Origin of the sequence: Mesorhizobium sp. ANAO-SY3R2 (genome assembly GCF_042466635.1) — a bacterium.
Classification (GTDB): Bacteria; Pseudomonadota; Alphaproteobacteria; order Rhizobiales; family Rhizobiaceae; genus Aminobacter.
Genome location: NZ_CP159955.1, coordinates 4,219,163 through 4,240,521, shown reverse-complemented (window position 1 = coordinate 4,240,521; position 21,359 = coordinate 4,219,163). Strand labels below are relative to the sequence as shown.

At 65.0% G+C, this 21,359-nt stretch carries 24 protein-coding genes and 1 tRNA gene; 14 read left to right on the top strand and 11 right to left on the bottom strand.

The features are described from left to right. The first annotated feature begins 25 nt into the window (after positions 1-25). From ABSY17_RS25180 to ppa, 4 genes are all read left to right on the top strand, one after another. Positions 26-898, top strand: coding sequence for a TPM domain-containing protein (locus ABSY17_RS25180; RefSeq protein WP_378947051.1), 873 nt, complete (start codon positions 26-28; stop codon positions 896-898). Between the two features lie 6 nt (positions 899-904). After that, on the top strand, positions 905-1,543 hold the full coding sequence (locus ABSY17_RS25175) for a TPM domain-containing protein (protein ID WP_378947048.1): 639 nt from the start codon (positions 905-907) through the stop codon (positions 1,541-1,543). A gap of 91 nt (positions 1,544-1,634) precedes the next feature. After that, positions 1,635-2,141 (top strand): GNAT family N-acetyltransferase, encoded by a 507-nt coding sequence (locus ABSY17_RS25170; RefSeq protein ID WP_378947045.1) that lies wholly within the window; start codon positions 1,635-1,637, stop codon positions 2,139-2,141. Between the two features lie 101 nt (positions 2,142-2,242). After that, the gene (ppa, locus tag ABSY17_RS25165) at positions 2,243-2,779 is read left to right on the top strand and encodes an inorganic diphosphatase (RefSeq protein WP_378947043.1); all 537 of its coding nucleotides are present in this window, start codon (positions 2,243-2,245) and stop codon (positions 2,777-2,779) included. 100 nt (positions 2,780-2,879) lie between these two features. On the opposite strand, the gene ABSY17_RS25160 is transcribed toward ppa, so the two are convergent. The 3 genes from ABSY17_RS25160 to ABSY17_RS25150 form a co-directional block, all read right to left on the bottom strand. Next, a complete protein-coding gene (locus ABSY17_RS25160; protein ID WP_378947041.1) occupies positions 2,880-3,485 on the bottom strand; it encodes a hypothetical protein in 606 nt (201 codons plus the stop codon). A 71-nt stretch (positions 3,486-3,556) separates the two neighbouring features. Then, positions 3,557-3,877 carry a DUF167 family protein gene (locus ABSY17_RS25155; RefSeq protein WP_378947038.1) on the bottom strand — a complete coding sequence of 107 codons (321 nt, stop codon included), beginning with the start codon at positions 3,875-3,877 and terminating at the stop codon, positions 3,557-3,559. A gap of 11 nt (positions 3,878-3,888) precedes the next feature. Beyond that, on the bottom strand, positions 3,889-4,179 hold the full coding sequence (locus ABSY17_RS25150) for a YggT family protein (RefSeq protein ID WP_378947035.1): 291 nt from the start codon (positions 4,177-4,179) through the stop codon (positions 3,889-3,891). A gap of 256 nt (positions 4,180-4,435) precedes the next feature. Here ABSY17_RS25150 and ABSY17_RS25145 point away from each other — a divergent pair. The 3 genes from ABSY17_RS25145 to ABSY17_RS25135 all read left to right on the top strand — a co-directional run bounded on the left by ABSY17_RS25145 (position 4,436) and on the right by ABSY17_RS25135 (position 6,697). Then, positions 4,436-4,511, top strand: a tRNA-Ala gene (locus ABSY17_RS25145). 343 nt (positions 4,512-4,854) lie between these two features. Further along, on the top strand, positions 4,855-5,697 hold the full coding sequence (locus ABSY17_RS25140; RefSeq protein WP_378947032.1) for a hypothetical protein: 843 nt from the start codon (positions 4,855-4,857) through the stop codon (positions 5,695-5,697). Positions 5,698-6,046: 349 nt separating this feature from the next. After that, positions 6,047-6,697 carry a sulfotransferase family 2 domain-containing protein gene (locus ABSY17_RS25135; RefSeq protein ID WP_378947030.1) on the top strand — a complete coding sequence of 217 codons (651 nt, stop codon included), beginning with the start codon at positions 6,047-6,049 and terminating at the stop codon, positions 6,695-6,697. 27 nt (positions 6,698-6,724) lie between these two features. Here ABSY17_RS25135 and ABSY17_RS25130 read toward each other — a convergent pair whose 3' ends face one another. Beyond that, positions 6,725-7,825: a fatty acid desaturase gene (locus ABSY17_RS25130; RefSeq protein WP_378947027.1), complete on the bottom strand. Its 1,101-nt coding sequence runs from the start codon at positions 7,823-7,825 to the stop codon at positions 6,725-6,727. A gap of 275 nt (positions 7,826-8,100) precedes the next feature. On the opposite strand from ABSY17_RS25130, the gene ABSY17_RS25125 reads away from it, so the two are divergent. Both ABSY17_RS25125 and ABSY17_RS25120 read left to right on the top strand, forming a co-directional pair. Further along, on the top strand, positions 8,101-9,366 hold the full coding sequence (locus ABSY17_RS25125) for an AGE family epimerase/isomerase (RefSeq protein WP_378947025.1): 1,266 nt from the start codon (positions 8,101-8,103) through the stop codon (positions 9,364-9,366). A 133-nt stretch (positions 9,367-9,499) separates the two neighbouring features. Next, complete coding sequence (locus ABSY17_RS25120; protein WP_378947022.1) at positions 9,500-10,741, top strand: MFS transporter; 1,242 nt, start codon at positions 9,500-9,502, stop codon at positions 10,739-10,741. Between the two features lie 4 nt (positions 10,742-10,745). On the opposite strand, the gene ABSY17_RS25115 is transcribed toward ABSY17_RS25120, so the two are convergent. The 6 genes from ABSY17_RS25115 to hemC all read right to left on the bottom strand — a co-directional run bounded on the left by ABSY17_RS25115 (position 10,746) and on the right by hemC (position 16,727). Further along, on the bottom strand, positions 10,746-11,456 hold the full coding sequence (locus ABSY17_RS25115) for a glutamine amidotransferase (protein ID WP_378947019.1): 711 nt from the start codon (positions 11,454-11,456) through the stop codon (positions 10,746-10,748). Positions 11,457-11,476: 20 nt separating this feature from the next. After that, positions 11,477-11,956 (bottom strand): TerB family tellurite resistance protein, encoded by a 480-nt coding sequence (locus ABSY17_RS25110; protein WP_378947016.1) that lies wholly within the window; start codon positions 11,954-11,956, stop codon positions 11,477-11,479. Positions 11,957-12,003: 47 nt separating this feature from the next. Continuing rightward, on the bottom strand, positions 12,004-13,581 hold the full coding sequence (locus ABSY17_RS25105) for a heme biosynthesis protein HemY (protein ID WP_378947013.1): 1,578 nt from the start codon (positions 13,579-13,581) through the stop codon (positions 12,004-12,006). Positions 13,582-13,597: 16 nt separating this feature from the next. Further along, positions 13,598-14,959 carry a COG4223 family protein gene (locus tag ABSY17_RS25100; RefSeq protein ID WP_378947010.1) on the bottom strand — a complete coding sequence of 454 codons (1,362 nt, stop codon included), beginning with the start codon at positions 14,957-14,959 and terminating at the stop codon, positions 13,598-13,600. Positions 14,960-15,080: 121 nt separating this feature from the next. Continuing rightward, the gene (locus ABSY17_RS25095; RefSeq protein ID WP_378947007.1) at positions 15,081-15,797 is read right to left on the bottom strand and encodes a uroporphyrinogen-III synthase; all 717 of its coding nucleotides are present in this window, start codon (positions 15,795-15,797) and stop codon (positions 15,081-15,083) included. Next, the gene (gene hemC / locus ABSY17_RS25090) at positions 15,798-16,727 is read right to left on the bottom strand and encodes a hydroxymethylbilane synthase (protein ID WP_378947004.1); all 930 of its coding nucleotides are present in this window, start codon (positions 16,725-16,727) and stop codon (positions 15,798-15,800) included. Between the two features lie 98 nt (positions 16,728-16,825). On the opposite strand from hemC, the gene tsaD reads away from it, so the two are divergent. The 5 genes from tsaD to ABSY17_RS25065 all read left to right on the top strand — a co-directional run bounded on the left by tsaD (position 16,826) and on the right by ABSY17_RS25065 (position 20,364). Continuing rightward, positions 16,826-17,911, top strand: a complete 1,086-nt coding sequence (gene tsaD, locus ABSY17_RS25085) for a tRNA (adenosine(37)-N6)-threonylcarbamoyltransferase complex transferase subunit TsaD (RefSeq protein WP_378953012.1) — start codon at positions 16,826-16,828, stop codon at positions 17,909-17,911. Continuing rightward, positions 17,908-18,891: an NAD(P)H-dependent glycerol-3-phosphate dehydrogenase gene (locus tag ABSY17_RS25080; protein ID WP_378947001.1), complete on the top strand. Its 984-nt coding sequence runs from the start codon at positions 17,908-17,910 to the stop codon at positions 18,889-18,891. The genes tsaD and ABSY17_RS25080 overlap by 4 nt, the downstream gene beginning before the upstream one ends. 22 nt (positions 18,892-18,913) lie before the next feature. After that, on the top strand, positions 18,914-19,207 hold the full coding sequence (locus ABSY17_RS25075; protein WP_378946998.1) for a YciI-like protein: 294 nt from the start codon (positions 18,914-18,916) through the stop codon (positions 19,205-19,207). 55 nt (positions 19,208-19,262) lie between these two features. Then, the gene (locus tag ABSY17_RS25070; RefSeq protein ID WP_378946995.1) at positions 19,263-19,697 is read left to right on the top strand and encodes an EVE domain-containing protein; all 435 of its coding nucleotides are present in this window, start codon (positions 19,263-19,265) and stop codon (positions 19,695-19,697) included. A 67-nt stretch (positions 19,698-19,764) separates the two neighbouring features. Continuing rightward, entirely contained in the window at positions 19,765-20,364 is a 600-nt protein-coding gene (locus ABSY17_RS25065; RefSeq protein ID WP_378953009.1) for a class I SAM-dependent methyltransferase, read from the top strand. 3 nt (positions 20,365-20,367) lie between these two features. Here ABSY17_RS25065 and gcvA read toward each other — a convergent pair whose 3' ends face one another. After that, positions 20,368-21,285 (bottom strand): transcriptional regulator GcvA, encoded by a 918-nt coding sequence (gene gcvA / locus ABSY17_RS25060; RefSeq protein WP_378946993.1) that lies wholly within the window; start codon positions 21,283-21,285, stop codon positions 20,368-20,370. Positions 21,286-21,359 lie beyond the last annotated feature (74 nt).

Genomic DNA, 21,359 nt, shown 5'->3' with positions numbered 1-21,359 from the left:
GGCCCCTACTGGTGAAGTGGCGGAAATGACCTCGAGCGCAAGCGTTTGGACAGGTCAGAGGGGGGTGCTCAAGCGCCCCCTCGGCATAGCCAGCGCTATTTTCCTGCTTCTGGTGCTTGCGCTGCCTGCGCTCGCCGCCGAGCTTCCCGCCCTCACCGGCCGTGTCGTCGACGATGCCGGCATCCTCGATCCCTCAACGAAGGCGGCGCTCGTTCAGAAACTCGCCGATTTCGAGAAGAAATCCTCCGACCAGATCGTCGTCGCCACGATTCCGAGCCTCGGCGGCGAAGAGATCGAACCCTACGCCAACCGCCTGTACCGCGCCTGGAAGCTTGGCCAGGCCGGCGAGGACAATGGCATCCTGGTGCTCGTGGCACCCAACGACCGGCGCATGCGCATCGAGGTCGGCTACGGCCTCGAAGGCACGCTGACCGACCTGCACAGCAAGCTGATCATCGAAAACACCATGGTTCCGGCCTTCCGCGCCGGCGACTATTCCGGCGGCGTCTCCAAGGCCGTCGACGACGTCATCATGGTGCTCGAAGGCAATGGCGAGGAACTTGAGGCGCGCGCCAGGCGCAACGAGCAGACCAGCTCGACCGGCCTCAGCGAGGACGAGATCATCTTCTTCGTCTTCCTGGCGCTGTGGGCCACCATGCTCTTCGGCGGCATGGCCATGGCCGTCCTGCCGCGCATGTTCGGCCGCAAGCTCGGGCCGGCGCGCTACGAATGGCTGGGCATGACCTTCGACTACAACAAGCGCTCCGGCTCTTCGTCCGGCGGCGGCTGGACATCAGGCGGCTGGTCCGGCGGTGGTGGCGGATGGTCGTCCGGCGGCGGCGGCTTCTCCGGTGGAGGCGGCTCTTCCGGCGGCGGCGGCGCCTCGGGTGGATGGTAGGACGACATGGCTGAAGCAACCCTCAATCCAGGTGATCACGAGCGCATCGCCGCCGCCATCCGGGCCGCCGAGGCCGAGACCGCAGGCGAGATCTACTGTGTCGTCGCCCGCCGCAGCGAAGGCTATTTCTTCGCCTCGGCGTTTGCCGCCACGCTTGGCATCCTGGTCGTCGGCGTCGCCGCCGCGTACCTCTTGCAATACTGGTGGATCGACATCAGCCTGCCGCATTTCCTCATCGTCCAGCTGCTCGCCGTCGCCGCCGTCTGCGCTCTCTTGTGGTGGTGGCCGCCCTTGCGCATCTGGCTGGTGCCGCGCCGCCTGCTCTACCGCGCCGCCCATGCCAATGCGCTGCGGCAATTCTACGCCCGCAACGTACATCTGACGGCGGCGCGCACCGGGGTGCTTGTCTTCGTCTCGCTGGCCGAACGCTACGCGGCCGTCATCGCCGACGCCAGCATCGACGCCAAGGTCGACCAGGCGAAGTGGGACGGCGTCGTCCGCGACCTGATCGGCCACGCCCGTGAAAACCGCCTTGCCGACGGCTTCGTTGCCGCCATCGCCACAGTGGGCGGCCTGCTGGCCGAGCACTTTCCGGTGTCGGCGAAAGACGTCAACGAACTCGACGACCACCTCGTCGAGATCTGACCCGCCATTCGTTCCCAATCGTGTGAAATGCCGCTCGGCTGGCAGGCGGACTCTTTGCAACAGGCGAATGGCGGTTTATGGTTAAGAAACCATGAACACGCTGACGATCGACATCAGGAAAGCCGAGCCGCGCGATGCGGATGCCATCGCCGAGGTCCATCACGAGGCATGGCGCGGCGCCTATTGCGGCATCATCCCGCACCGCGCGCTGACCGCCATGATCAACCGCCGCGGCGGCGAGTGGTGGGCCAACGCGATTCGCCGCGCCGCCACCGTCCTGGTCATCGAGATCGGCGGCAAGGTCGCCGGCTACGCCACGCTCGGCCGCAACCGGGCCCGTGAACTCAAGCAGCAGGGCGAGATCTACGAGCTTTACCTTCGCCCCGAGTGCCAGGGCATCGGCCTGGGCAGCCGCCTGTTTGCCGCAGCGCGTCAACGGCTTGCCGACCACGGCCTCAAGGGCATGGTCGTCTGGGCGCTGGAAGAGAACGAGAACGCGTTGGCCTTCTATGCCGGCGCCGGTGGCCGCGACATCGCCGAAGGCGTCGAGGTCTTCGACCAGAAGGCGCTGAAGAAGGTCGCCTTCGTCTGGGAGTGACCGGGGCCTGAGCGCCTCTCGCCTTTCGCCGCTGCAATATTGCATTGCACACGCAGCCCAAGGCGGTTATCGGGAGGCACCTTAAATCTGGAGCTTCCCCCATGCGCATCGATGCCATTTCGATCGGCAAGAATCCGCCCGAAGACGTCAACGTGATCGTCGAAGTGCCCGTCGGCGGGCAGCCGATCAAGTACGAGATGGACAAGGACGCCGGCACGCTGGTCGTCGACCGCTTCCTCTACACGCCGATGACCTATCCGGGTAACTACGGCTTCGTCCCGCACACGCTTTCCGGCGACGGCGACCCGATCGACGTGCTGGTCTGCAACACCCGCCAGCTCATCCCCGGCTGCGTCATCAACGTGCGCCCGATCGGTGTGCTGGTCATGGAAGACAATGCCGGCCAGGACGAGAAGGTCATCGCCGTACCCTCGCCCAAGCTGACGCGCCGCTACGAGAACGTGTTCAATCACACCGACCTGCCCGAGATCACCCTCAAGCAGATCGAGCACTTCTTCCAGCACTACAAGGATCTCGAGCCCGGCAAGTGGGTCAAGATCGGCGGCTGGCACGACGCGGCCTACGCCAAGAAGATGATCGTCGAGGCGATCGAGCGCGCCAAGCAGCAAAAGGCCTGAGGCCTCAGCACTTTCGATCCGAAATCCGCAAGCGCATCGGCCCGCAAATCAGAACCGATTTGCGGGCCGTGTCATGTGTTGCGCTTTCCGGGGGCATGCACTACCGCGCCGAGCTGTCGTGCAGGTCGAATTCCGGCATCGGTCCACCGACCACGATGCGCTTGTCTTGGCCACAGACAAAGTCCCGCGCCTCCTGGTCGGCGATCCCGCGTGCAATCTCGATCGCATCGGGCCTGCCGGTGGCGAGCACCAGACCGACGGTGCAGCCATCGGTCGAATCGGGCTGGGCGACCTTGGCCACCACCAGGATCTCGATTTGGTTCGATGAGTCCGGACTGTCGGCGACATACCAGCGATGGATTGCCGCAAACGGCGTCGACACCCCATGATGCGTCGATATCCGCCATTCGATCGTCCCTCCGGTCGAGTTGAAGGAGCCGAAACTCTCCAGCTTCAGCCTGTCGAGGTCACTAGGAGGAAAGCCGTAGAACAGCGACTGGCGCAGGTCGCTGGCAAACAGTAGCACCGGATAGCCGCGATAGCCCGGACAGACGAGGCGGGCGAACTCGCCCTGGCCGAAATTGTTTCCATCGAAGGTCGTGCAGTCGCGCGAGGCCCTCAGTTCGGTGTAGGCGCTCGAAATCCCGTCCGTCCAGGCCGCTTGAGTGAGCAATCCAGCGAACACGGCAGTGACCAGCATGCGCATCGCGGCCTCCTTCCGGTATTCCCGCGGCGACAACGCGCCACGGGCCCAGAAGATGCGCCAATGCGAAGATTTTAGCGCAGCGCCTGCGCCAATGCATCAAGCCTTGCCGAGATCTCGTTCACGTCACCGGCAATGCGCACCGTCTTCAGCCGCGACGTGCCGCCGGCGATCACCGAGACGGTTTTCTTGGGAAGGCCGAGCGCTGTTGCCATGAGCTTTTCCAGCGCCGCATTGGCCGCACCCTTTTCCGGCACCGCGCGCACCCGCGCGGCGAGGTGGCTGCGGCCGTCGGCGGTCGCCTCGACGCCCTCGATGGTATCCCTGGGGGATTTCGGCGTCAGCCGCACATGAAGCTCGACGCCGTCGCGGCACTCCCGGAAGAAGCCGGACACCGAGAGGACGGTCAGAGGATGAGCGGAACGATGGTCGTCAGGAAGAACTGCCTGACGAAGAACAGCGCCAGAAGCAGGATGATCGGCGAGATGTCGACGCCGCCGAGGTCGGGCATGAAACGACGGATCGGGCGCAGCGCCGGCTCGGTCAGCCTGTAGAGCATGTTGCCGATGGCGCCGACGACCTGGTTGCGCGGGTTGACCACGTTGAAGGCATAGAGCCACGAAAAGATCGCCGAGGCGATGATGATCCACCAGTAGAGGTCGAGGGCCAGAACGATCGTCTGAATGAGGGCGAGCATGCCGTTCTCCAATGAGTTGCCGACATTTAGCCATTGCCTGGCTGCGCGGCAAGACCCGGCACGATGGGCATGGCTTGCCCCGACCAGACTCACGGTAGCGGAATGCCCATGCTGGTTTCCGCCTCACGACCCTCTGCCGCGGCCCGGCCCGCCTTCGTCAGGCTCCAGGCACCTCACCAAGCATTACTGATCAAGACAAGAAAACGCTCCCTTGACAGAAGGCCCGCGCAGCCAATAAATGCGGCATCCGCTGGATGGGGCTGTAGCTCAGCTGGGAGAGCGCGTCGTTCGCAATGACGAGGTCAGGAGTTCGATCCTCCTCAGCTCCACCAGCGGATCAATTTCGTCTATTTTTCTCAATAAAATCAACAACATAGAGTGGGCGCTAGGTATCCTGCGTACCCAGCCAAGTACCCACGGGGGGAACATCCCTGCCCTAGTATATGTGGATATGGAAACAAATTTCTCGCAGAAAAGGTCGCATGGCCTTCATTACGTATTTCTAAATGACTGACGACCGCGAATCCTAGACACAATAAATGGCGTGATACTGCCTTCGCGAGCAATGGCTGTCTTCAACATCACGGAATGACAATATTCGACCACTTTCAACATTACGCGGCTTTCGTTACACTATAAAAATCTACCATTCACAATCTGTTCAAAGCTGGCCGTATGACGAAAGCACTTCGCTTACGCTTGCTATCCTCAGCACTGATCGCGGGTATGTGTTCTGCTCTCGCTTCGTGCGGTGAGGACGAACAGCCAGCGGTCGACATACAGCGTCTCGCCACCGACGTTCATGTGGCAATCGCAGAACACATACTGGTTCTCCCTTTCATTGCCTTGGAAGACTACGCTTATCGAAAGCAGTCCTTTTCCTTCGATCGAAAGGGCGACAACGAACGCGCATTGGACGCGGCAAGCAAAGTCTTGCGCGATGCCGCAAACCCAAGGCACCCGTTGGCGCTTGATGAGCTTTCTGTCGAGGTGAGAACATACGGCTGGAACGACTTCGACATGCGCCAACGTGAGATGTGCCCGCTGCTGACCCGAGAATGGGCACGGTCTGTATGCGACAATCCCTGGGCCGCCATCCAACAGGCGCTTCCCGTCAATCGTTTCAAACTCGTGGACCTACGCCAGTTCGCCGATATGCGCGGGCCGTTCAATTGCAGCAACTCAGATGAGCAACGACACCCCCTACCTCAGATGCCGGGGGAGGCTGTGATCGTCTGCCAAGCGCAAGTTTACACGAGTCCCGACAGGACCTTCTATCGAGCGGCGGTACGGATCGACGAGAATCTCGGCGCTCTGTGGACCGTCTGGGGGCATGGTCAGAATGGAGAAACCGCCGAAGCGATGACCGATCGAGAGGGGAAGGCGATCGTCGCATTCGTTCAGCACGCGCTTGGAGCAAGTGAGAACTTCCCGACACTCCACGCATTCATGTGCCGCCTCCGCCGCCCGAACTCGGATGACAGCCCCAAGGGCGCGGATTGCGCGAAGGGGTCGTAAGGGATCTGATCTGGGTGCGAGTTTTGTAGTCCTTGTAGAAGCTATAACGTCCACTTCAGCTTTGACCGACCAAAGGGCGGATGGACCGCTTCCCACCCGTAGGAGGGCAACGGATACTTCATCGCCAACTCTGGCGGAGACGCCACCAAATGGCGCATACAAAGCACACTTGGGCGAGTGAGCGAACCAATCGCCTCAATGCCATCGCCGAGTCCCGGGCGATGCCTGCGTCGGGATTCAAAAAGCGGACCATTGCAGCACCACGCCTCATATCCAGACCGCCCCCACCGCGCGAAATTCGAAGTTGCGCAAGCATCATCCTCAAATTAGCATCCTCTTGAACGTATTGTTGATCGAGGATGCCTTGCTGATCTCGACGCAGTTCAATTTCCTGTTCGTGCACATACCGAAGACGGCAGGGCTGTCGGTAAAGACGATGTTTCGTCCTTACGCGATCCGACCGCAGCGAACACAACTGCGCCGCGTACTTTCAAAACTGCCTGTGCGCGAAAATCCGCGGCTCATGACACCGCCGCAGCATGCAACCGCGGAATGGGCCCGGCGCAAGCTGGGAGATGAGCGCTATTTCGCGCTCACATCGTTTGCGGTGGTCAGGCACCCTTACGACCGCGCCATTTCCTACTACCAGTTCATCAGCCAGCATGGCAGCCACCATCGCCACGAGATGGTCAAGCAGATGTCCTTCGAGGACTACCTCGACTTTCTGGCGGAACGGCCACGGCAAAAGCGCCAAACCCAAACGGACTTTCTGGTCGATGGGCGCGGGTCGATCATCGTGAGCAGGATATTGCGCTTCGAGGCCCTCAACGCCGGGATCGAGGCACTTTGGGGCGAGTTGGGATTGCCCGGCCGCCCCGAAGTCCCCCATCGCAACGCGTCGGCTCGGCGTGCCACAGAGGAATATCTGTCACCGAAGGCACGCGACCTCATTTTCGAGCTCTATCGCGAAGACTTTGTCAGGTTTGGCTATGCGCGCTAGCCGCGCGCCATGCGATGCCGAGCCCGTCTACACCCGCGCTTCGGCGAAGGTGACCAGCCGCCGGCGATGCTCGCACCACAGCGCCAGTTTGATGCAGGCCACGCTTTTTCGGAATGTCAGCTTTACGCTCTGGCTGGCAGCGCGCAGTTCTGCACTGCCGTCGAAACAGGCCTGCAGACGGTAGAACGGCACGCGGCTGCACAGATGGTGGATATGATGCAGGCCAATCGACCCGGTCAGCCACTGTGCGACGCGCGGCATCGCGTACCAGGAACTGCCGCCGAAGGCCGCGACATGCAGGTCCCAGGCCTCGCCCTTGTCCCAGCGCGTCTCTTCGAATTGATGCTGCACGTAGAACAGCCAGCCGCCGGCCCATGCACCCATGACCACGACCGGCAGGACCGCCAGCATCACCGCCCAGCCGGCCAAGTAGACGAGGGCGCCATAGAAGACCAGCAGCGCCAGATTGAGCCCGCCGGCGCTGCGCCATGCCTCGGCCCTGGGAATGGCATCGTTGTAGGGCAGCCGGTGCATGATGAGGAAATAGAGCGGCACGCCGATCACGATCAGCAGGACCGGATTGCGATAGAGGCGGTACATCAGCCGCTCGCTGGTGGTCATCGCGGCATACTCGGCCACCGTGCGGGTGTCGATGTCGCCAATTCCGCGCTTGTCGAGATTGCCCGACGAGCCATGATGGATCGCATGCGATTTCTGCCACAGCATATAGGGGGTGAAAGTGAAGAGGCTCAGCAGCCGCCCGATCAGGCGGTTGGCCACGCGCGAGGTGGTGAAAGAGCCGTGGCCGCAATCGTGCTGGATCGCGAAAAGCCTGACCAGAAACGCCGCGCAGACGGGCGCCAGCAGCGCCAGCAGCCCCCAACGCCAGCCGCCGAGCAGCGGTTCAGCATAGGCGGCGAGCCAGATCAGGGCGGCCCCCATCGCCAGGAACGGAACCAGCGTCACCGCCAGTTCGAAGGCGGCGCGGCGGTCGTCGGCATCGCGAAAGCGGTTGCAATGCGCGGCAAGCCGGCGAACCATTGCCTTCTCGGCAGCATTGTCGGCCTGCGGGCCAAATCCGGATGTCAGAATCCGGTCGTCCGGCTTGGACGACATCAAATTTGTCATTCAGTCCCCGAAATCTCGCGACGCTCGGGCGAGCGCGCTATTTTTCCTTAGAGGCCGAATAAGGCGATGGCTAGGGGCAGGGGCGTGGCAAATTGGCTGTATCCAGTGCCGATGCAGCGGCCCGACCCGATTGTGGCTCACATAGGCTTGCGTGGAACGGCTGCCACGCTTTTTCCTGTTGAGTGAAGCGGCCAGAACGTCTTAGGTCGCAGGCACGACAGGGACCCGGGCGGTCCCGCGACATCAATCGTCGGACGGCGAGGATCAGATCAGCCATGGTTTCATTGGAAATTTCCGCCGCCCCTGCGAAGTGGAGCACACTGAAGACCCACCGCCTGTGGCTGCTGCAGCAGGCCGACGCGCTGTTTTCCTTCTTCGAGCGTGAAAGCCTGAACCCGCTCGGCGGCTTTTACGAGCTCGACAACCAGGGCCGACCACTGGCCCCAGGCGCGGTGCCCGGAAAACATGCTGGCCGCCAGATCCATGTCACCACGCGCATGGTCCACTGCTTTGCCATCGCCCACCTGCTCGGACGTCCTGGTGCCGATACGCTGGTCGACCACGGCATGGACTTTCTGTGGAACGGCCATCGCGACACCAGGCATGGCGGCTATTTCTGGGGCGTCGGCTACGAGGGGCCGACCAACGACACCAAGCAGGCCTATGGCCACGCCTTCGTGCTGCTCGCCGCCTCGAGCGCCAAGGTCGCCGGCCATCCCGACGCCGACCGCTTGCTGACCGACATCTCGACGGTACTGTCGGAGAAATTCTGGGAAGACGCGCACGGCGCGGTCGCGGAAGAATTCACCCGTGACTGGCAGACCTACGACAACTATCGCGGCCAGAATTCCAACATGCATCTCACCGAAGCGCTGATGGCCGCCTTCGAAGCGACCGGCGACGGCACCTATTTGGCCATGGCCGAGCGCATCGCCGACCTGGTCATCCGCCGCCATTCGGCCGCGGCCGGCTGGCGCCTGCCCGAGCATTTCACCACCGACTGGCAGGTCGACCGCGACTACTCCGGCGATCCGATGTTCCGTCCCTATGGCACCACACCGGGCCACTCGCTGGAATGGGCGCGGCTGCTGCTCCAGCTGTGGGAACTCGGCGGCCGCAAGCGCGACTGGCTACCCGGCGCGGCGAAAAGCCTGTTCGCCCAGGCGACGTCGGACGGCTGGGATCGCGAAAAGGGCGGCTTTTACTATACGCTCGAATGGGACGGCTCCGCCCGCATCACGGATCGCTACTGGTGGCCCTGCTGCGAGGCCATCGGGGCGGCCGCCTTCCTCAACGCCGTCGACGGCGACACTGCCTATGAGGAATGGTACCGCCGCATCTGGAGCTTCTGCGCCACCCGTTTCATCGACCGCCGCAATGGCGGCTGGCACGCCCAGCTCGACAACGACCTCAAGCCCAATGCCGGCCCCTTCTACGGCAAGCCCGACATCTATCATGCGCTCCAGGCCTGCCTGATCCCGCTGCTGCCGACCAGCGGCAGCATCACGCACGGCCTCGTCCGGACGGGCATCCAGCTCTGACCCGGCAGACCGACGCCCGGAAAAATCAGTTGATCCAGCCGCGCAATGTGGCGCGCCGGGCGGAATTCTGCGCTAAGCACGCCCGCCGGCTCGTCATGAGAGCCAGCGAGGAAACAGGTGTTTTCGCGACCAGATGACCGTCCAGACCGCCATTACGCCCCAAGAACGCTTTGCCGCCTTCCGCCACAGTGCGTTCTCGCGCTTCTGGCTGGCGCGTTTTCTCACCACCTTTTCGACCCAGATCGTTTCGGTCGGAGTCGGCTGGCAGATCTATGACCTGACGCGCGACCCCTTCGATCTCGGCCTGGTCGGCCTCATCCAGTTCGCGCCGGCGCTGCTTCTGGTGCTGGTCACGGGTGCTGTCGCCGACCGGTACGGCCGGCGGCTGATCATGGCGCTGGCGTTGCTGCTCGAGGCCGGCTGTGCCGCGGCCCTTCTGGCCCTCACCTTCCACGGTCTCGCCGGCCCGATGCCGATCTTCGTCGTCCTGGCCGTCTTCGGCGTCGCCCGCGCCTTCTTCGGCCCGGCCTCGGCATCGCTGGTCGCCAATCTGGTGCCGGCCGAGGATTTTGCCAACGCCGTCGCCTGGAACTCGTCCGCCTGGCAAACAGCCACCATCGTCGGCCCGGTCGCCGGCGGCCTGCTCTACGGGCTGTCGGCCGAGGCCGCCTATGCCACGGCAACCGCCTTCATGCTGGCGGCATCAGTGCTGATCTTCTCCATCCCCAAGCCAGCACAGCACAGTGTCGCCGAAAAGACGTCCTCGGAAACGCTGTTTGCCGGTTTTCGCTATATCTGGGGCGAAAAGATCGTGCTCGGCGCCATCTCGCTCGATCTCTTCGCCGTGCTCCTGTCGGGTGCAGTGGCCCTGTTACCGGTCTATGCCCGCGACATCCTCGAGCTTGGGCCGTGGGGCTTGGGCATGTTGCGCGCGGCCCCCGGCGTCGGCGCCATCGTCGTTGCCGTCTGGCTCGCCGGCCACCCGATCCGCGACCATGCCGGACTGGTGATGTTTGTCTTTGTCGCCCTGTTCGGCGTCAGCACCGCCGTCTTCGGCATCTCGACCGTGCCGTGGCTGTCGATCGCTGCGCTCGCGCTGCTCGGCGCCACAGACATGGTCAGCGTCTATATCCGCGAGACGCTGATCCAGCTGTGGACGCCCGATCGCGTCCGCGGCCGGGTCAATGCGGTCAACGGCGTCTTTGTCGGCGCCTCCAACGAGCTCGGCGAATTCCGCGCCGGCGCCATGGCCGCCCTCATCGGCACCGTTCCGGCGGTCGTCTTCGGCGGTGTCGGGGCGGTGGCCGTGGCCGGCATCTGGGCCTGGGCCTTCCCGGAGCTGCGCAAGGTCAGGCGGCTCGACGGCCGCACCTGACATTTCAGCGCCGCGCCGGCCTGCCGAATATCCGGGCCAGGAACTCGTCGAGCCAGCGCTTCAGATGCATGTCCCAGATCAGCCGGCCGCCCAGATGGTCGCGGCCGGGCTGGGCGCCCGGCAGCACGAAGCGCTCGGCGCCGCGGACCACCCAACGGTGCATCATGACGCGGGTGAGTTCGGCGTGGAACTGGATGCCCCAGGCGTTGTCGCCATAGCGGAAGGCCTGGTTGGGGTAGGTTTCCGACGAGGCCAGCAGCACCGCATCGCCGGGCAACGAAAAGCCCTCGCGATGGAACTGGTAGACCATCTCGGGCCAATGCATCAGCTTGCGGCCCTCCTCGGTCGCCTTGATCGGATACCAGCCGATCTCGACAAGCCCCTCGCCATGGCCGGCAACCCTGCCACCGAGATGGTTGACCAGCATCTGCGCGCCGAGGCAGATGCCGAGGAACGGGCGGTTCTCCCTGAGCGGCACGGCCAGCCAATCGGTTTCGCGCCGCACGAATTCATGATGGTCATTGGCGCTCATCGGCCCGCCGAAGACGACAGCGCCGGCATGGCTGTCGAGTGTTTCGGGCAGATGGTCGCCCAGCGGCGGGCGACGGATGTCGAGGTCGAAACCGTTTTCGACCAGCACATGTCCGACCCGTCCGGCGCTGGAGTGTTCCTGATGCAGGACCACCAGGATCCTTGGCTTCGTCTTCGCCCGCATCGCCCCCCGCATCGAAATCCCTATTCGTCCCCTTCAAGTCCTGTCGAACGTGCGGCGCGTTGCGCCGCCTTGCGCTTGGCCTCGATCCGGTCGCGGCTTTCGACCCCGATCAGCTCGGCAATGCGCCAGATGGTGTTGTCCTCGATCTCGTGCAGTTCCCCGTCGGCGTAGACGATCTCCCACATCATCGCGACGAAGTCCTTGCGTGCGTCCTCATCCAGGCTGCGCTTGAGCACGCTGGTGAAGGCGTAGAGGTCGATGGCCTCGTTCTCAGCCTGCTCGCCGGCCTTCGCCAACCGGTCGAGTTCGTCGCCGGAGATGCCGTAGCTTTGCGCCAAAAGTTGCTTGACGCGTTCCCACTCGACGTCCTGACGATCGCCGTCCGCATTCATGACGTGATACATCAGCGCCGCGGCAGCGACGCGCGGATCGTCCTCGCGCGGCCTCTTGCTGCCGGCGGAAGGAAGATCCTTCAGAAACGAAATCATGCGTTCGAACATTGGCGAATCCTGCTTCGGCAAAGCCCTGATCTAGGCATGCCGGCCATTCAAAACAAACGGAAGCGGCGTTGCGTGTCCGCCCGCGCTTCGTCGGGATCGACGCCGGGATCGTCGGGCAAGCGGACCGGTTCCGCCGGCTCGTCATCCTCGGCGGTCTCGGCGCTGTCGGGTGCAAATGGACCGTCGTTTGCCACCGCCCTGTCGGCGCTCGTCTGGGGCTTCGCTTCGACGTCGCTGTCGACTGGCACATCGACGATGTCGTCGGTGTGGGCGACGGAAATGCTCGGGATCACCACCGGCTCGGGGCGCTCGTCGTCCTGTTCGATCAGATGGCCGAGCCGCTCTTCCGGCGCGCGCCATTCGAAGGCGTCGAGCCTGCCCGTCACCGGCGAGAACGGCGCCCAGCGCTCCGATACCACGCCGTCGGCAACCCAGGCCGGGTCGCGCGGCGCACGCACCGCCTTGGCAAGCCATTGCCTGACCTTGCCCTGGTTGCCAGTCTCGGCTTCCTCGATGTCGGCGAGCAACAGATAGGCGCCTTCGCGTGGCTGCATCCGCGCCGCAGCCTCGGCCTCGGCGCGGGCAAGCGCATAGTCCTGCGCATCGAGTGCCGCACGCGCCACCGCAAGCGAGGATTCGGGATGGTTCTGCCTGAGCGACTGCAGCTTCTTGGCCCGCGCCAGCCGGTCGAGCACCGCGTCGCCCGGGCGGCCATGGACGTAGAGATCGGCGATTTCGGGCTGCGGCTCGGCCTGCCAGGCCACCTCCAGCACCTTCGAGCCCTTGCGCACGTCATTGTTGCGGAACAGTGCCTTGGCAGCAACCACCGCCGCCGGCCCGAATTCAGGCCGCAGCCGGTTGGCTTCGAGGGCGGCTACACGAGCGGCGTTGAAGTCGCTGTCGTAAAGCGACATCGCCTTGGCGGTCAAAAGCACGGAGCGCTTGTTGTTGGCCGTTTCACGCTCGATCTGCCGGGTCGATTTCTGCGCGTCGACCAGGGCCAGCGCGCCGTCCCAGTCGCCGCGCTCGGCTCGTTCCTCGAGCGTCGAATCCGCCGCCCAGCCAAGCTGCGGCGCAAGGTCCGCGGCACGGCCGGCATAGTGGCGGGCTGCAGCCCGGTCGCCCAGCCTTTCGGCCTCGAGATAGAGCCCGCGCAGGCCGAGCAGCCGCATCTCCGGATCGTCGAGCATCGCCTCGAACTTCTGCCGTGCGCCGTCGTGGTCGCCTTCGAGCAATGCCGCCTGCGCATCAAGCAGATGGATCAGCGGCTCTTGGTCGGAGCGGATCAGCTTGGCCGCCTCCTTATTCTTCCTGCGGGCAAGGGCTGCATCGCCCGCGCCAGCGGCGATCATGCCGGTCGACAGCGCCTGGTAGCCGCGGTCGCGCCGGCGGGCGCGGAAATGCCGGGCGATGGTATAGGGGCTGTTCCACAGCGCCTTGGCCAGCCACCACGACAGCATCACCGCCGCGACGATCGCGGTCACAGCGACGGCAGCGACCATCAGGCTGACCTGATATTGGTAGCCGCCGAAGGTCACGACCATGTCGCCCGGCCGGTCGGCCAGCCAGGCAAAGCCGAGCCCGAGGGCGAAGACGATGGCGAGATAAAACAGGATGCGGATCATCTTGCGGTCCTTCGCCTCACGCCTTCATCGCGCCGGCGACGATCTGGTTGACCTGCGCCTCGACGTCCTGACGCGCCTTGAGCTTGCCAGCGAAGTCGGCTCCGGCCACCTTCACCGGGTCCGGCAGCGTCTCGTATTCGGCCAGCGCCTTGGCGAAATCGCCCTGCTTGACCGCCATCTCCATGCGCGCCACCGTTTCCGGCACGCCGGGACCTTCCACAGCACCTATCGGCCTGACCTTGACGAGTGATTCGGCACTCGCGACCAGCCGCTCCATGATCCCGGCGTCCGGATTGACGGGTTTTGCCGCCGCGATCATCGCATTGGCGGCCGCATCGGTTTCCGCCACGATGTCGGCCCTCGTCGCCACACCTTTTTCCGCATAGGCCCGCAAGGTGGCGAGCTCCGGTGCATTTGGTGAGATTGCCGCGAATGTCTCGAGTTCGGCGGCAAACGCCCCGCCGCGATCGACCGCCGCCTTCAGCGCCGACGCCGCGATCGCCAGCGCGATCTTGGGCTGCGAAGCCTGCGCCTCGACTTTGGACGTGAGCGCGGAAACCGACTGCTCCAGCACAGCAAGCTTGCCGTCCTCGGCGCTGGCGGCTTCGCCTGCCGATTTCACCGCCGCATCGAGCGAGGCTATCTGCTCCTTCAGCGCTGCGATCTCTGCCTCCGCGCTTCCGCCCTGGCCGAGCGAGCCGACCTGCGTTTCCACCGTCTTGATCCGCGCGTCGAGCCCAGCAAGCGCATCGGCCGATCCGGCCTGCCCGGCCGCCGACTTCAGCCCCTCGACCTCGGATTCCACCTGTTCGACCGTCGCAGATAGCCCTGCGACCGTTCCGCTCAAGTCGCCGCTGGCATTGGCCGCACCGAGATCGGCGATCTGCGACCTGAGCGATGCGACTTCCGCCTGCAGTTCCTCGTCGCCGGCCGGTGCAACCGCGCCGGGCGTGCCAAGCAAGCCGGCATATTGCAGCCCGCCCGCAACCAGGAGCGCGATCAGACCACCTGCCAGACCGGGTCCGATGCCGGATGTCCGCTGCCGCCCAGCTGCCGCCTTGGGTGCGCTGGCAGCATTGGCATCCGACGAAGCCGGACGCGGCTGCGCTTCGGGATTGGGCCGTTCCGAAGGCTGCATGTTTTCGAACCCATAGTCGCGCCCCGCCGAAGCAGCCTCGGCCTTGGGGTTTGCTTGCACGCTCTCCGCCGCAGCCAGCGCCTCGTCGCCGATCGACGCCGCAATGGCCTCGGCATCCTGGTTAGCCGCCGCCGGCTGACCTTCGGCCGCCTCGACGCGCGACACCGCACCGGGCTCCAGTTCGATCGTCACTGGCTCACGATGCGTCTTCGAATGGCGCGTCTTCGGCGTCTTGACCATGTTTGCGGCTCCGCGATTTGTTGGCACAGGCCCCGCGACGGATGCGAGGATCGAAGAAGAAAATCAGTAACACCCACCGTCCAGCTAAAAAAGGCCGCGTGATGGCAAGGGTCAGGAGCAGTCAATCCGGCATGCCCAAAAGCTCAAAAAGGGCATCCTCATTGGGGGCGGGTGCTATTTCTGCACGCAAGCTGCCTCCAAGCGCCGCAGCGATGCGCCCCGACAAGCAAAGACAGCGCGCCGAGGCAATCAGACGCTCGGCCTCCGGCTGCATGGCCATCAGTTCGCTGAGGGCCGTGGCCGACGTCGCCGAATAGACCAGCACGGCATCGACCGGCTGTCCGCCGAACTGCTGTCGGACAATCGCCTCATCGGGCGTGAGCGCCACAGTGTCATAGGTTTCGATCGCCACGATGCGCGTGCCGTTCATCTCGAGCCGGCGCTCGAAATCCGGCATCCGCACCCGGCCGCAAAGATAAGCGAGCGTCGCGCTGCCGAATTCCCTGGCGATCTGGTCGGCAAGTCCCTCTGCATCACCAGGGCCTTCGCGCACGGAAAAGAAGCCGGCTTTGCTTGCATGCGCCGCCGTCCGGGTGCCGACGGCATGACAGGGCAGGCTGGCGAGGCGCTCGATCAGCCCGCTCGGCGCGTGGCGTAGCGCATTGGCGCTGGTCACCGCGACCGCCACGGCATCGGAAGGCACGCTATGGCGCGCGACGGGCAGCGCGCGCGTCTCGGAAAGCGGCAGCAGCACCGGCTCGAAGCCGAGTGCTTCAAGGCGCCGCGCGGTGCGGGTGGCGCCGGGATCCGGCCTCGTCACCAGCACGCGGCGTGTCATTTAGCTCCACCCCTCGAAAAACTTCTCGCCGGCGCGCGCCCGCACATCTTCGCCGGCCTTGCGGCCGATTTCGGCGGCGTCCGCTGCACGGCCCTCGGCCTTGGCGTCATGCCACTTGGTGCCGTCGGGCGTCAGGATCAGCCCCGAAAAGGACAGCTTGTCGCCGTCGATCACCGCATGACCGGCGATCGGCGTGCGGCAGGAGCCGTCGAGCGCTGCGAGAAACGCCCGTTCGCAGGCCAGCGCCTGCCCTGTCGGCTTATGGTCGATCGCCGCGAGCAGGTCGGTGATGCGCTTGTCGCCGATCCGGTTTTCGATGCAGATCGCCCCCTGCCCCGGCGCCGGCGGAAAGACGTCGAGCGGCATCAGGTCGGTGATGATGTCTGCGAGACCGAGACGCCTCAGCCCGGCATTGGCAAGCATCGTGCCCTGCGCCACGCCCTCGTCGAGCTTGCGCAGCCGCGTCTGCACGTTGCCGCGGAACATCACGACGTCGAGGTCGGGACGCATGCGCCGGATCAGCGCCTGCCGCCTGAGCGACGACGAGCCGACTACCGCCCCCTCGGGCAGGTCCATGATCCTGGGTGCTGCGCGACCGATGAAGGCGTCGCGCACGTCCTCGCGCGGCAGGAAGGCCGACAGTTCGAGCCCGTCGGGCAGTTGCGTCGGCATGTCCTTGGACGAATGCACGGCGAAGTCGATCTCGCCCGAATAGATCGCCTCTTCCAGTTCCTTGGTGAACAGCCCCTTGCCGCCGGCCAGCGCCAGCGGCCGGTCCTGGATGCGGTCGCCGCTGGTGGAAATGACCACGATCTCGAAGGCTTCTTCGGGCAGGCCGTGCGCCGCCATCAGCCGTGCGCGCGTCTCATGCGCTTGTGCTAGCGCCAGCAGGCTGCCGCGGGTTCCGATTCTCAAGGCTTTTGTTTGCATGTCGCCCAGTCCGTGATAACCCCGCGCTGGCGGGGCGGTGCCGTCCCTCCTATCTAGTAAACTACCACCGGGCAATCATGCAGGGTAGCGACCAATTGATCCGTGTTCTGGGCATCGAGACGAGCTGCGACGAAACCGCCGCCAGCGTGGTGGCGCTCGAAGCCGGCCAGGCGCCGCGCATCCTGTCGAGCACCGTACTCAGCCAGATCGAGGAGCATGCGGCCTTCGGTGGCGTCGTTCCCGAAATCGCAGCCCGCGCCCATGTGGAGGCACTCGACGGCATCGTCGAGGCGGCACTTGAGGATTCGGGCGTCTCGCTTGACGACATCGACGCCGTCGCCGCCACTGCTGGCCCCGGCCTCGTCGGCGGCCTGATCGTCGGGCTGATGACGGCCAAGGCCATCGCCGCCGCCTCGGGCAAGCCGCTCATCGCCATCAACCATCTCGAAGGCCATGCGCTGACTGCGCGGCTGACAGACGGTCTCGACTTCCCCTACCTGCTGCTTCTCGTCTCCGGCGGCCACACCCAGATCGTGCTTGTGCGTGGCGTCGGCGACTATCAGCGCTGGGCCACCACCATCGACGACGCGCTCGGCGAGGCCTTCGACAAGACCGCCAAGATGCTCGGCCTGCCCTATCCCGGCGGCCCCAATGTCGAGAAGGCCGCCGCCACGGGCGACGCCACACGTTTCGTCTTCCCGCGCCCGATGAAGGGTTCGGCCCAGCCCGACTTTTCCTTCTCTGGCCTCAAGACGTCGGTGCGGCAGGCCGCGACAGCCGTGGCGCCGTTGAGCGACCAGGACGTCGCCGACATCTGCGCCTCCTTCCAGGCCGCCGTCACCGACACGCTTGCCGACCGCGTCCGCCGCGCGCTCGACCGCTTTCGCAAGGAATTTCCCCAAAGCAACCAGCCAGCGCTCGTCGTTGCCGGCGGCGTCGCCGCCAACAAGCAGATCCGCGCCAAGCTGGAACAGCTCTGCGCTGACAACGGCTTCACCTTCACGGCCCCGCCGATGGCGCTGTGCAGCGACAATGCCGCCATGATCGCCTGGGCCGGCATCGAGCGGCTGCGCGCCAACCTTGTTGAACCAGACGCATTCGATTTCGTGCCGCGCTCGCGCTGGCCACTGGACAGCGTCTCGACACCGGTCGTCGGCTCCGGCAGGCGGGGAGCCAAGGCATGAGCGCATACAAGGTCACGGTTCTCGGCGGCGGCGCATGGGGCACGGCCCTGGCGCTTGCCATGCTGCGCGCCGGACACGCCGTCACCCTCTGGGCCCGCGACGCCGCAAGCGTCGAGGCGATCGCGCAGGGACAGAATCCGCGCTACCTGCCCGGAATCACTTTTGAGACCGGCATCGCCACCACCACGGACCTTGCCACCGCACTTTCCGGCACCGACTGCGTTCTCGTCGTCACCCCGGCGCAGGCGCTTCGCGCCGTGCTCACGGAGGTCAAGCCGCATCTCGCCGCCCATGTGGCGTTGGTGCTCTGCGCCAAGGGTATCGAGCGCGACACCGGTCGGCTGCTGTCCGACATCGCGGCCGAAATCCTGCCCGACAATCCGGTCGCAGCCCTTTCCGGCCCGAGCTTTGCCACCGACGTTTCGCGTGGCCTGCCGACCGCCGTCGTCGTCGCCGCCGAGGACGAGGCGCGTGCTTCGGCGCTGGCGCTACGCTTTTCCGCCGCCAATCTTCGCTGCTATTCGTCCGACGACCTGGTCGGCGTCGAGATCGGCGGCGCGCTGAAAAACGTCTTCGCCATCGCCGCCGGCGCAGTAGCTGGTGCTGCCCTTGGCGCCAGTGCCCAGGCAGCACTCGTCACCCGCGGCTTCGTCGAACTGCGCCGCATCGGCGCGGCCTTCGGCGCCCGGCCCGAGACGCTGATGGGCCTGTCCGGCCTCGGCGACCTGATGCTCACCTGCTCGTCGGCCCAGTCGCGCAATTTCGCCTACGGCATGGCGCTGGGTCGGGGCGAGGAACTGTCCGGCCGGCCGCTCGCGGAGGGCGTCGCCACCGCCTATATCGCCGCCCGCCTGACCCGCGAGCGCGGCGTCGACGCGCCGATCGTTCAGGCGGTCGTCGCCCTGCTCGACCGCGCCATCACCATCAACGAGGCGATTGCCGGGCTGATGTCGCGGCCGCTGCGCGCCGAAGCCGACTGATTTGATTGTTGGAGAGGACAACATGCTTTTCGCACTGATCTGCAAGGACAAGCCGGGCCATCTCCAGGTCCGCCTCGACACCCGCCCCGAGCACGTCGCCTTCCTCAACGACCTCAACGCCAAGGGCACGCTGAAATTCGCCGGCCCCTTCCTCGATGCAGAAGGCAAGCCCGACGGCAGCCTGGTGGTGATCGAGGCAACCGATGCTGCGGCGGCCAAGGCCCTTGCCGACGCCGACCCCTATGCCAACGCCGGCCTGTTCGACAGCGTCGACATCCGGCCGTGGAACTGGGTCTTCAATAACCCGGCCGCATGATTTCCTGAACGTCCGCGCCGAAAAACTGGGGGACGCGCCGCCGGCGCGTGAGACTATGAGTGACAAGAAATACTGGCTGTTCAAGTCCGAGCCGTTCAAATTCTCCTGGGAGATGCTGAAGGCCCAGGGCAAGCAGGGAACGCAATGGGACGGCGTGCGCAACTACCTCGCGCGCAACAACATGCGCGCCATGCAACTCGGCGACCTCGGTTTCTTCTACCACTCCAATGAGGGCCTGGAGGTCGTCGGCATCGCCGAGGTCTGCGCGCTCGCCCATCACGACACCACCACCGACGACCCGCGGTGGGAATGCGTCGACATCCGCTACCACAGCGATATTCCGCGCCCCGTCACCCTCGCCGACGTCAAGGCGAACCCGGCGCTGGAAAAGATGTCTTTGGTCACCTCGATGCGCCTTTCCGTTCAGCCGGTCACACTGGACGAGTGGCAAGAGGTCTGCCGCATGGCCGGTCTCGACAAAGCCCCTTGAAGACACCGTGAAGAAGCAGCTTACGCCGGAAAGTGCGGAAAACTTCATCCTCGCCAACACGGCGTTGATGCAGCCGCCGCATGTCCCCGAGATCGCGCTGCGCCTCGCCGACGAGGCGCACGACCTTTGGCATCGGACCGAGGAGGAACTGGCCGAGATCGGCCTGCCGCCACCGTTCTGGGCCTTTGCCTGGGCCGGCGGCCAGGGCCTGGCGCGCTATGTGCTCGACCATGCCGAAACCGTGTCCGGCAAGCGCGTGCTCGACTTCGCCTCCGGCTCCGGCCTCGTCGCCATCGCCGCGATGCAGGCCGGTGCGAAAGAGGTCGTCGGCGCGGACATCGACCCGTTCTGCGAGGCGGCGATCCGCCTCAATGCCGAGGCCAACAAGATGGCCGTGAGCTTCACCGGCACTGACCTCGTCGGCCATGACGGCGGCTGGAACGTCGTGCTCGCCGGCGATGTCTTCTACGAAAAGCCCTTCGCCGACCGGCTGGTGCCATGGTTTTCAGCACTGCGCCAACGCGGCGCCGAAATTCTCGTCGGCGACCCCGGCCGCGCCTATCTGCCCAAGGATCGGCTGGAAAAGCTGGCGACCTACGAGGTGCCGGTCACTCGCGCGCTCGAGGACGCCGAGGTCAAGCGCACTACGGTCTGGCGTTTCGTTTAAGCGTCACATCTGCGACTGCGCCGCTTCCATCAGGATCCATTCCCGAAACGCCCCAATGCGCGGATCGTCGGCCACGCCCTGCGGATAGACCAGGAAATAGGCGAACTCGCGCGACACCCTGATGCCGAGGTCGAACGGCCGCACCAGCCGGCCTTCCGACAGATCGTTGGCGACCATGGCGAAATCGGCGAGCGCCACGGCACCGCCGTCGATCGCCGCTTGCACCGCATCGGATGAGTTGGTGAACACGATCGAGCGGCTATCATCAAAATCGTCGACGCCGGCGGCGGCCATCCAGATCCGCCAGTTTGGCCAGGTCACGCCCTGCTGCGACCATTCGATATGCACCAGCGTGTGGTTGAACAGGTCGCGCGGCACCCGCAGCGGCGGCCCGTCCCGCAAGAGGTTCGGGCTGCACACCGGGATGATCATGTTGTCAAACAGACGGTCGGCGCGCAGCCCCGGATATTTGCCCATGCCGAAGCGGATGGCGACGTCGACGTCGTCGAGGTCAAAATCGCGCACGTCATAGCTGATGTCGAACCTGAGCTCGATGTCGGGATGCAGCTTGCGGAAGCCGTCGACACGCCGCATCAGCCATTTCGCCGCAAACTGCGCGTCGAGCGTGACCTTGAGTTGCGCCGTTCCACGCGTCAGCTTGCGTGCCCTCGACACCGCCCGGTTGAGCAGTTCGATGGCATCGGCCGCCGCGTCGCACAGCGCAGCACCCGCCTCGGTCAACCTGATGCTTCGGCTGGTGCGGGTGAACAGCAATACGCCGAGCTGGTCCTCGATTTCCTTGATCTGGTGGCTGACCGCCGCCGGCGTCAGGCCAAGTTCGTCGGCAGCACGGGTGAAGTTGAGGTGCCGGCCGGCCGCCTCCAAGGTCCTCAGCGCACGTGTCCCGGGCATCGAACGCATCGTCGGATCTTCAAACCAGACTTGATGATCGAGAAAGAACTACTCGTTTCTCTTTTTTCTTTCAGGACCTCATC

Coding starts and splice junctions, on each gene's coding strand:
- ABSY17_RS25180 (WP_378947051.1), top strand. CDS start 26: ATGACCTCGAGCGCAAGCGTTTGGACAGGTCAGAGGGGGGTGCTCAAG.
- ABSY17_RS25175 (WP_378947048.1), top strand. CDS start 905: ATGGCTGAAGCAACCCTCAATCCAGGTGATCACGAGCGCATCGCCGCC.
- ABSY17_RS25170 (WP_378947045.1), top strand. CDS start 1,635: ATGAACACGCTGACGATCGACATCAGGAAAGCCGAGCCGCGCGATGCG.
- ppa (WP_378947043.1), top strand. CDS start 2,243: ATGCGCATCGATGCCATTTCGATCGGCAAGAATCCGCCCGAAGACGTC.
- ABSY17_RS25160 (WP_378947041.1), bottom strand. CDS start 3,485: ATGCGCATGCTGGTCACTGCCGTGTTCGCTGGATTGCTCACTCAAGCG.
- ABSY17_RS25150 (WP_378947035.1), bottom strand. CDS start 4,179: ATGCTCGCCCTCATTCAGACGATCGTTCTGGCCCTCGACCTCTACTGG.
- ABSY17_RS25140 (WP_378947032.1), top strand. CDS start 4,855: ATGACGAAAGCACTTCGCTTACGCTTGCTATCCTCAGCACTGATCGCG.
- ABSY17_RS25130 (WP_378947027.1), bottom strand. CDS start 7,825: ATGACAAATTTGATGTCGTCCAAGCCGGACGACCGGATTCTGACATCC.
- ABSY17_RS25125 (WP_378947025.1), top strand. CDS start 8,101: ATGGTTTCATTGGAAATTTCCGCCGCCCCTGCGAAGTGGAGCACACTG.
- ABSY17_RS25120 (WP_378947022.1), top strand. CDS start 9,500: ATGACCGTCCAGACCGCCATTACGCCCCAAGAACGCTTTGCCGCCTTC.
- ABSY17_RS25115 (WP_378947019.1), bottom strand. CDS start 11,456: ATGCGGGCGAAGACGAAGCCAAGGATCCTGGTGGTCCTGCATCAGGAA.
- ABSY17_RS25110 (WP_378947016.1), bottom strand. CDS start 11,956: ATGTTCGAACGCATGATTTCGTTTCTGAAGGATCTTCCTTCCGCCGGC.
- ABSY17_RS25105 (WP_378947013.1), bottom strand. CDS start 13,581: ATGATCCGCATCCTGTTTTATCTCGCCATCGTCTTCGCCCTCGGGCTC.
- ABSY17_RS25100 (WP_378947010.1), bottom strand. CDS start 14,959: ATGGTCAAGACGCCGAAGACGCGCCATTCGAAGACGCATCGTGAGCCA.
- ABSY17_RS25095 (WP_378947007.1), bottom strand. CDS start 15,797: ATGACACGCCGCGTGCTGGTGACGAGGCCGGATCCCGGCGCCACCCGC.
- hemC (WP_378947004.1), bottom strand. CDS start 16,727: ATGCAAACAAAAGCCTTGAGAATCGGAACCCGCGGCAGCCTGCTGGCG.
- ABSY17_RS25080 (WP_378947001.1), top strand. CDS start 17,908: ATGAGCGCATACAAGGTCACGGTTCTCGGCGGCGGCGCATGGGGCACG.
- ABSY17_RS25075 (WP_378946998.1), top strand. CDS start 18,914: ATGCTTTTCGCACTGATCTGCAAGGACAAGCCGGGCCATCTCCAGGTC.
- ABSY17_RS25070 (WP_378946995.1), top strand. CDS start 19,263: ATGAGTGACAAGAAATACTGGCTGTTCAAGTCCGAGCCGTTCAAATTC.
- ABSY17_RS25065 (WP_378953009.1), top strand. CDS start 19,765: ATGCAGCCGCCGCATGTCCCCGAGATCGCGCTGCGCCTCGCCGACGAG.
- gcvA (WP_378946993.1), bottom strand. CDS start 21,285: ATGCGTTCGATGCCCGGGACACGTGCGCTGAGGACCTTGGAGGCGGCC.